This is a genomic window from Nocardiopsis sp. TNDT3 (genome assembly GCF_003427465.1).
Taxonomy (GTDB): Bacteria; Actinomycetota; Actinomycetes; order Streptosporangiales; family Streptosporangiaceae; genus Nocardiopsis; species Nocardiopsis dassonvillei.
On record NZ_QPFC01001431.1, the window covers coordinates 1 to 2,139 of the forward strand.

At 71.7% G+C, this 2,139-nt stretch carries 1 protein-coding gene and 1 pseudogene; one reads left to right on the forward strand and one right to left on the reverse strand.

Annotated features, from left to right (window positions below; translation table 11 throughout):
• The coding region (locus DQW06_RS28570; RefSeq protein ID WP_117199647.1) for a proline--tRNA ligase at nt 1–1,704 on the reverse strand (1,704 nt) is incomplete at its 3' end.
• A 162-nt stretch (nt 1,705–1,866) separates the two neighbouring features.
• Between DQW06_RS28570 and DQW06_RS28575 the strand changes: the two are divergent.
• Nucleotides 1,867–2,139 (forward strand): annotated as a pseudogene (locus DQW06_RS28575) (spermine synthase); the annotation flags it as partial.

The window sequence follows — 2,139 nt, forward strand, 5'->3', positions numbered from 1 at the left end:
GATCTCGGCCAGGGCGACCTCCTCGCGGTCGCCGGTGGCGCGGTCGCGCAGCTCCACCAGGCCGTCCTTGAGGCCGCGGCCGACGATGACGCCGGTGGGGACGCCCAGGAGTTCGGCGTCGGTGAACTTGACGCCGGGCGAGACGCCCTTGCGGTCGTCCACGAGGACGCGCAGGCCCCTGGCCTCCAGCTCCCGGGCGATCCGCAGCGACTCCTCGATCTGCTCTCCCTTGCCGGTGCCGACCACGTGCACGTCGGCGGGCGCCACCTCGCGCGGCCAGACGACGCCCTTGTCGTCGTGGGACTGCTCGACGACCGCGGCGACGGCGCGCGAGACACCGATGCCGTAGGAGCCCATGGTGATCCGCCGGGGCTTGCCGTCGGGGCCCAGGGCGTCCACCTGGAAGGCGTCGGTGTACTTGCGGCCCAGCTGGAAGATGTGGCCGATCTCGATGCCGCGCGCGGTGTACAGGGTCCCCCTGCCGTCGGGCGAGGGGTCGCCGTCGCGCACCTCGGCGACGTCGATGGTGCCGTCGGGGACGAAGTCGCGGCCCGCGACCAGTCCGACGACGTGGTGGTCGGCCTCATCCGCACCGGTCACCCAGGAGGTGCCGGTGACCACCCGGGGGTCGACCAGGTAGCGGACCTTGTTGTCCAGCAGCGCGCGGGGGCCGATGTAGCCCTTGACCAGGAAGGGGTTGGCCGCGAAGTCGGCCTCCTCCAGCAGGGCGACCTCGGCGGGCTCCAGCGCCGCCTCCAGGCGCTTGAAGTCCACCTCACGGTCGCCGGGCAGGCCGACGGCCAGCAGCTCCCACTCCTTCGCACCGGGCGCGCGGGTCTTGACCAGGACGTTCTTGAGGGTGTCGGCCTCGCTGAAGTCGCGGCCCAGCCCGGCGCCGTTGAGGAAGTCCACCAGGGTCTGGATGGTGGCGGTGTCCGGGGTGTGGTGGACCGCGGCCTCGGGCAGCCCCTCGACCGGCAGCGCCTCGGGGGCCGGGACGGCCACGGCCTCGACGTTGGCGGCGTAGTCGGACTCCGTGCTGCGCACGAAGGTGTCCTCGCCGGTCGGGGCGACGGCCAGGAACTCCTCCGAGGCCGATCCGCCCATGGCGCCCGACGTGGCCGACACGATCACGTACTCCAGGCCCAGCCGGTCGAAGACGCGGATGTAGGCGGCGCGGTGGTCGGCGTAGGACGCGCGCAGGCCCTCGTCGTCGATGTCGAAGGAGTAGGAGTCCTTCATGTGGAACTCGCGGCCGCGCAGCACGCCCGCGCGGGGACGCGCCTCGTCGCGGAACTTCTCCTGGATCTGGTACAGCGTGACCGGGAAGTCCTTGTAGGAGGAGTACTCCCCCTTGACCAGGAGTGTGAACAGCTCCTCGTGGGTGGGGCCGAGCAGGTAGTCGGCGCCCTTGCGGTCCTTGAGGCGGAACAGGGTGTCGCCGTACTCCTCCCAGCGCCCGGTGGCCTCGTAGTACTCGCGGGGCAGCAGCGCGGGCAGGAGCACCTCCTGGGCGCCGATGGCGTCCATCTCCTCGCGCACGATCCGGGCGACGTTCTCCAGGACGATCTTGCCCAGGGGCAGCCAGGTGTAGACGCCGGGTGCGGCCCGGCGCACGAACCCGCCCCGGACCAGCAGCTTGTGGCTCGGCACCTCGGCGTCCGCCGGGTCCTCACGCAGGGTGCGCAGGAACAGGGTCGACATCCGCAGTAGCACGGCCACTCCTCGTGGGATAAGCAAAGGAATCTGCAATGCCAAGAAAGACCTTGGCGGCTCAAAAAAACCTGGGTTCCCCAGGCTAGCGCGATCACGGACACGCTCGCTCGGGCCTGTGCGTAGTCTTGGGGCCGACGAACGGAGGCGGACGTGGGCAGACGCGGCGCGCGGAGGGAAGCGGCGCCCGGCGGGGACGGCGAGGACGCCGTGCACGACGGGAACCCGGGCACGGAGCTGCTCGCCGACGCCGACCGGCCCGACTCGTGGTTCCTGGTCGTGGACGGTACGCCCCAGTCCCACGTGGACCTGGCCGACCCCTCCTACCTGGACTTCTCCTACATGCGCCGCATCGCGCACGCGGCCGACCTCGTGGCGCCGCCGGAGGAGGCCGTGGACGCCCTGCACCTGGGCGCGGGCGCGCTG